Annotated in this window: 5 protein-coding genes; all 5 read right to left on the minus strand. The window is 42.9% G+C overall.

Annotated features, from left to right (window positions below; genetic code table 11):
• Positions 1-7: 7 nt before the first annotated feature.
• Positions 8-1,396, minus strand: a complete 1,389-nt coding sequence (gene glmM, locus WKT12_RS05880; RefSeq protein WP_021972068.1) for a phosphoglucosamine mutase — start codon at positions 1,394-1,396, stop codon at positions 8-10.
• A complete protein-coding gene (locus WKT12_RS05885) occupies positions 1,396-2,091 on the minus strand; it encodes a DUF4827 domain-containing protein (RefSeq protein ID WP_340319110.1) in 696 nt (231 codons plus the stop codon). The genes glmM and WKT12_RS05885 overlap by 1 nt, the downstream gene beginning before the upstream one ends.
• Positions 2,092-2,205: 114 nt before the next feature.
• Complete coding sequence (locus WKT12_RS05890; RefSeq protein WP_340319111.1) at positions 2,206-3,291, minus strand: phosphotransferase enzyme family protein; 1,086 nt, start codon at positions 3,289-3,291, stop codon at positions 2,206-2,208.
• A 50-nt stretch (positions 3,292-3,341) separates the two neighbouring features.
• Positions 3,342-4,886 carry a Gfo/Idh/MocA family protein gene (locus tag WKT12_RS05895; protein WP_340319112.1) on the minus strand — a complete coding sequence of 515 codons (1,545 nt, stop codon included), beginning with the start codon at positions 4,884-4,886 and terminating at the stop codon, positions 3,342-3,344.
• Between the two features lie 60 nt (positions 4,887-4,946).
• Positions 4,947-5,996: a DHH family phosphoesterase gene (locus WKT12_RS05900; protein ID WP_021971298.1), complete on the minus strand. Its 1,050-nt coding sequence runs from the start codon at positions 5,994-5,996 to the stop codon at positions 4,947-4,949.
• Between the last annotated feature and the right edge of the window lie 25 nt (positions 5,997-6,021).

Raw genomic sequence — 6,021 nt, forward strand, 5'->3', positions numbered from 1 at the left:
TTAATCGTTATTTTGCCAGACTATAAACGATGTCCATAATCTGCTTACCCAGTTCGTCGGCAGCCTCCATGGTGGCAGCTTCAGAATATACACGGATAATCGGTTCGGTATTGCTCTTCCGCAGATGAACCCATTTATCAGGGAAATCAATCTTCACACCGTCGATATCGTTTATCTCTTCATTCTTATACAATTCTTTCACTTTAGCCAGAATAGCATCTACATCTGTCTGAGGAGTCAGGTCGATACGGTTCTTTGCGATGAAATAGTTAGGATAAGAAGCACGAAGTTCGGAAACCTTCTTTCCCTCGTGTGCCAGATGACTCAGGAAAAGAGCAATACCTACCAGCGCATCACGTCCATAGTGTGACTCCGGATAGATTACTCCACCGTTTCCTTCACCGCCAATAACGGCATTTGTTTCTTTCATTTTGGTAACCACATTTACCTCTCCTACAGCAGCTGCGTTATACTGCATACCATATTTACGAGTGACATCGCGCAAAGCACGTGTAGAACTCAAGTTAGATACGGTATTGCCCGGTGTATGTTTCAGTACATAATCGGCAACAGTCACCAGTGTATATTCCTCACCATACATGGTTCCATCTTCGCAAATCATAGCAAGACGGTCTACATCCGGGTCAACTACAAAAGCAACATCAGCCTTACCTCCTTTCATCAGGTTCATGATATCACCCAGGTTCTTTTCAAGAGGTTCCGGATTATGCTGGAAATTTCCCGTAGGTTCACAATATAGTTTTTCGACATGCTGCACACCCAAACGCTCAAGCAACTGCGGCAATATGATTCCTCCAACAGAGTTTACACAATCTATTGCCACACGGAAGTTAGCACGACGGATAGCTTCTACATCCACCAACTTCAAAGCAAGCACACTGTCGATATGCTTTTCATTATAAGAATTATCTTCTGTATAAGAACCCAAGTGATCGATGTCTGCATATTCGAACGCTTCTGCCTCGGCAATACGAAGGACTTCCTGACCTTCGGCTGCGTTCAGGAACTCACCGTGTTCATTCAATAACTTCAGTGCATTCCACTGTTTCGGATTATGGCTTGCAGTCAGAATGATACCACCACATGCGCCTGCCATTGTCACAGCAAGTTCGGTAGTAGGTGTAGAGGCCAGACCGATGTTTATCACGTCGAAGCCCATTCCCATCAATGTACCACAAACTACATTCTTCACCATTTCACCCGAAATACGGGCATCACGTCCTACAACAATCTTGTTGCTGCCAACCGTCGATGTACGACGAATCAGCGTGGCATAAGCCGAAGTAAACTTTACGATATCCAGCGGATTTAATCCTTCACCCGCTTTTCCTCCGATAGTACCTCTAATACCAGAGATCGATTTAATCAGTGTCATTATTTACCTAAATTATAAGTTATTTCGTAATAGCAAGGATATACATACTTAGAAGCCTGACTGGTTCCCTGTCCATGTGGAACAATCAGACGTACACGCGCCACTTTCTCTGAAGAAGTAGTACGACTCGGCTTTACATATTTCAACGGAATCAACCATCCTGAAGGTACAGAAGTCGTACTATAAATAGAATACATCTGGTAACTTTCCGTAAATGCAGCAGAATAAGAAGAGCCACTTATCGTCAGTTTATACACTTCCGGATAAAGCATATACTGTGGTAAACTCCAACTGGAATTAACCCTATACGCAGGATAATCAAGCAAATTCATATTCCCAGAAAGCGTATCACCGACAGCAAACATTCCGTCACGATTCTGCATTGCTATTTCAAAATAACGGGAAGCAATTTCGTAATACCCGTCTGCCAACTTAGAAGTACCTTCTCCCGGCTGTACGATATTCATGTAAACACCACTCTCCTCGAACAGCACAAACTGGTTCTCATTTGTGATTGTATCCTGATTGTAAAAATCTCTCTCGCTGATGACCTGATAATTATGACTCAGAATCCATGCGTTAATCGCATCGGCTTCGTCCTCTTTCATTTCAGCATAAGTCTTGCCATTATTACAACTCTGCAAACAGCAAGCCACTACACAAACTACCGCAAAAAACAGTTTTATCTTTTTCATTTTCATATTATTTACGCCGCAAAAATAGCAAAATGCTTCATATATTTCAAGATGAGCCAAAGCATTAACAGCCCTTAACACAAGCCTATACCCTCCTCGTCAAGACAAAAAACCTTACTTTATCAGGGATGCGATATATGACTTCATTTCAGGTACGGCACGTCTTGTTTCCTGATACAATGTATATTGTGCCAATGTACGAACGTAATTATGCTCGGCATATTTTATCTGATAATAAGTATCGCCATTGATATAATCGGCCAAAAAACGTACCGCCTGCATGTACGGGAACAAGGTTACGGCATAAGGCAACAACTCTATTTCAACAGGCGTCAGAAAACTTCTGGCTGATTCAATATATCCTTTGGCAAAAGCCTGAAAAATATCGAATCTGAAATGTATTTTGCTTAAATCCGGTTCGTCTTCTGGAGCCGTATTGGCTGCCGAACGAAGGAAATCGCCAAAATCGGAAAAGACAAAACTCGGCATTACCGTATCCAGATCGATAACGCAAAGTACTTTTCCCTGCTCATCGAACAGCATGTTGCTTACCTTCGTATCGCAATGGCAAATACGTTTCGGCAACTTACCCTCCCGATACAAACGTTCCGCACAGCACATTTCTTCGGCATCTTTTTCTATATCTGCGACCAAAGTATGTACCTTTTCCATCCGTCCGACCGCATCCTGCTGTACAGCCTCACGCAACTGTTTCAGACGGAACTCCATGTTGTGGAAGTCGGGAATGGTTTCGCCCAAGGATTCGGTCATATCTGCCAGCATGGCTTCAAACTCCCCAAACTTCAGTCCGACAAGGTATGACGAGTCTGGAGTAACCACATCGAGCGTCTGCGAATCGGGAATAAACACCGACATGCGCCAATATTTTTCTCCATCAAAATAATATGTCTTACCGTTATCAGCTTTTACAAAACGAAGTACCTTCCGGTCAATATCGTCTTCGTGAGCCTCTTCCAGCTTCTGCCGGATATGTGAGGTAACTGCTTCTATATTGTGCTGAAGCATATCTACGTCTGTAAAAATATGATGATTGATACACTGCAAAATATAATCAGGATCTGTCACGCTCTTAGTCTGTACCAGATAAGTCTGATTAATCAGTCCGGAAGTCAAAGGTTTGATTTGAATAATTTCACCCACTTCGGGAAAGTGGGCTATAACATTGTTTAAGGCATCCATTACTCGTTATATTTAATCTGTTTCGAAGTCTTTATTTTCGGCTTATTACTTTATTTACTCTTTGCCCATTCCTTGGCACCTTGTGCTTTTAGTCGTGATGTGGCTTCTGAAGCCTTCCGTGCAGCTTCGGCCTCATCCTCAGGAGCAGCAAACGCATGCTTATACCCTTTTACAACATTCCATTCTCCACGGGTAAAATCGGGAAAGGCTACAGGTGCACAACCGTTATCCATGGAAAGTTCTCCCAGCTCGGCAAGGCAACACCATTCAGCCAGATCGTAGACATCCATATCCAGTGGCAGGCCATTCTGCAAGCAGTATACCAAACGACTATCCATGATAAAGTCCATACCGCCATGTCCGCCGACTTCTTTAGCCATTTCACCATATTTTTTCAAGATAGGATGCTGATACTTTTCGACCAATGCAGCCATTTCCTTTTCCGGCAAAAATCCATGTGAGCTCAAGTCATCCACTTTAGGCTGAACTCCCGATGCTGCCAACTGTTTGGCATCCAATGCATAGCCTTCTACCGGATATTTATTGGCGAAGCCTTTCGTTCCCGTAAGCTGATACAAACGGTTATAAGGCTGTGGCGTCATGACATCGTGCTGTATTTCGATTACTTTTCCATTCGCTGTACGAATCAAGGTTGTAGTATGGTCACCGTTACGGAAATGATTGCAAACAGAATCAGTGCGTTCTTCTACCAATGCCTTACCAACGACCGACTTGGTATCCATAGCTACCAGTGTAGCCATGCGGTCGCCACGATGAATATTGAGTGCCTGAGCAACAGGGCCGAGTCCATGGGTAGCATAAACATCTCCCCGATGCCGCATATTATAATCCAGACGCCATCCTAACTTATCGTCTTTTCCTTTTTTCCAGTAATAATCCCAAAAAGCGTCCAGATTATGAATATAAGCTCCTTGAGCACGGATTACTTCTCCGAAAACTCCTTGTTGCGCCATATTCAGCGTATTCATTTCGAACCAGTCATAACAACAGTTTTCCAGAATAAAGCAATGCTTACGAGTTGTTTCACTTAAATTAATAAGTGCCCAGCATTCTTCCAGATTCATGGCAGAAGGAACCTCTACCGCTACATTTTTCCCATGCTCCAAGGCACATTTCGCAACAGGAAAATGATGCAGCCAGTCGGCTGCGATATACACGAGATCAATATCTTCCCGTTTACAAAGTTCCTCATATCCTTTTTCACCCGAATATACAGCAGCCTTAGGCAGAGATGCTTCCTTTAAATACTTCTGACAAGCCTCAGCACGTTCTTGCTCATAATCACAAAGAGCCACAATCTGAGTGCCTGGAATATGTGTAAAACGTTCTACAGCTCCCGGACCTCTCATACCCAGTCCTACGAAACCAACACGGACTACTTCCATTTTCGGAACAGTCAGCCCCAATACACTTTTCTGTCCGGCAGGACGTTCCGGCGAATGAACCACAATTGTCCCTTTATTCCACTCCCACTGGGTTCCTCTTACAGAAGTATAAACTTCGGAAGCAGGCCTTGCAGCACATACTCCCAGTGTAAAACACATACTTAGAATTAATACATTCAGTCTTTTCATGTTTTTCATTGTATTAAAAGCCTGTTCGAACCAGTCGTTCCAACAGGCTTATTCAGGTTGTTAATTTTTTCCAGTTTCACTAAGCAACAAACTTTCGTATTTCACCAAAGCCTGCTTGAACAAGGTAATAGCTTCCTCCATCGTTCCATAAAACTCACCTCCCGAGGCATTCAGATGACCTCCTCCATTGAAGAACTCCGAAGCCACTTTATTGCAAGGGAACGTACCTACCGAACGAAGCGAAACCTTAATCATGTTCTTTTCTGTATCTTCACGCAAGAAAGCAGAAAAGCATATTCCCTTCATCTGCAAAGGTATATTGACAAATCCTTCTGTATCTCCCTTGATACAATGGAATTTGCTTTGTTCTTCCTTTGTCAACCAAATCAGTGCCGAACGGAACTGTGGAAGTACCTGCATCTTGTCATACAGAATATATCCCATCAAACGTAAACGATCTTCGGAATAGGTATTGAAAACCTTGCGATAGATTTCATCTTTATCAATACCCTTCGACAAAAGCTCACTGATGATGAAATAAATTTCTCGGTTATTCGAATTGTAAGTAAAGCCTCCAGTATCGGTCATCATACCAGTATAAATACATTCAGCCCCTTCCCGTGTAATATCTTCAAAATTTCCCATACGGCAAATCAGACGGAATATCAATTCGGAAGTAGACGATATTTCCGGGTGAGAAATGGTAACCCGACAAAAATCTTCAGGATTCAGATGATGGTCGATCAATACTTTCCGTCCGGGAGCTGCCGCAACAGGTTTAGCGACTTCGTCTATACGCGACAAAGCATTAAAATCGAGGCAGCAAATCACATCAGCCTCAGCTATCAGCCGGTCGGCAAATTCTGCATACTTATCGTAACGGATAATATCTTTGGCTCCGGGCATCCAGCGAAGGAAATCAGGAAAAGCATTGGGAACAATCACATGAACATTTTTTTCCTGAGTTTCTAAAAAATGAAAAAGTCCCAACGATGAGCCCAACGCATCGCCATCGGGAGAAACATGAGTTACGATTACTATCTTGTCGGCGCGCTCAAAATATTTGGCAACCTTATCGATATTGGCTTGAAGTATTACTTTCGTCAACATAAAAATTTTCGAATTGATTTGAGAG

Origin of the sequence: Phocaeicola sp. HCN-6420 (genome assembly GCF_037890145.1) — a bacterium.
In the GTDB taxonomy this organism is placed as follows: Bacteria; Bacteroidota; Bacteroidia; order Bacteroidales; family Bacteroidaceae; genus Phocaeicola.

What these genes read in the sequence shown, in the direction of transcription:
- WKT12_RS05895 (WP_340319112.1), bottom strand. Translation starts at nt 4,886, where the DNA reads ATGAAAAGACTGAATGTATTAATTCTAAGTATGTGTTTTACACTGGGA.
- WKT12_RS05890 (WP_340319111.1), bottom strand. Translation starts at nt 3,291, where the DNA reads ATGGATGCCTTAAACAATGTTATAGCCCACTTTCCCGAAGTGGGTGAA.
- WKT12_RS05885 (WP_340319110.1), bottom strand. Translation starts at nt 2,091, where the DNA reads ATGAAAAAGATAAAACTGTTTTTTGCGGTAGTTTGTGTAGTGGCTTGC.
- glmM (WP_021972068.1), bottom strand. Translation starts at nt 1,396, where the DNA reads ATGACACTGATTAAATCGATCTCTGGTATTAGAGGTACTATCGGAGGA.
- WKT12_RS05900 (WP_021971298.1), bottom strand. Translation starts at nt 5,996, where the DNA reads ATGTTGACGAAAGTAATACTTCAAGCCAATATCGATAAGGTTGCCAAA.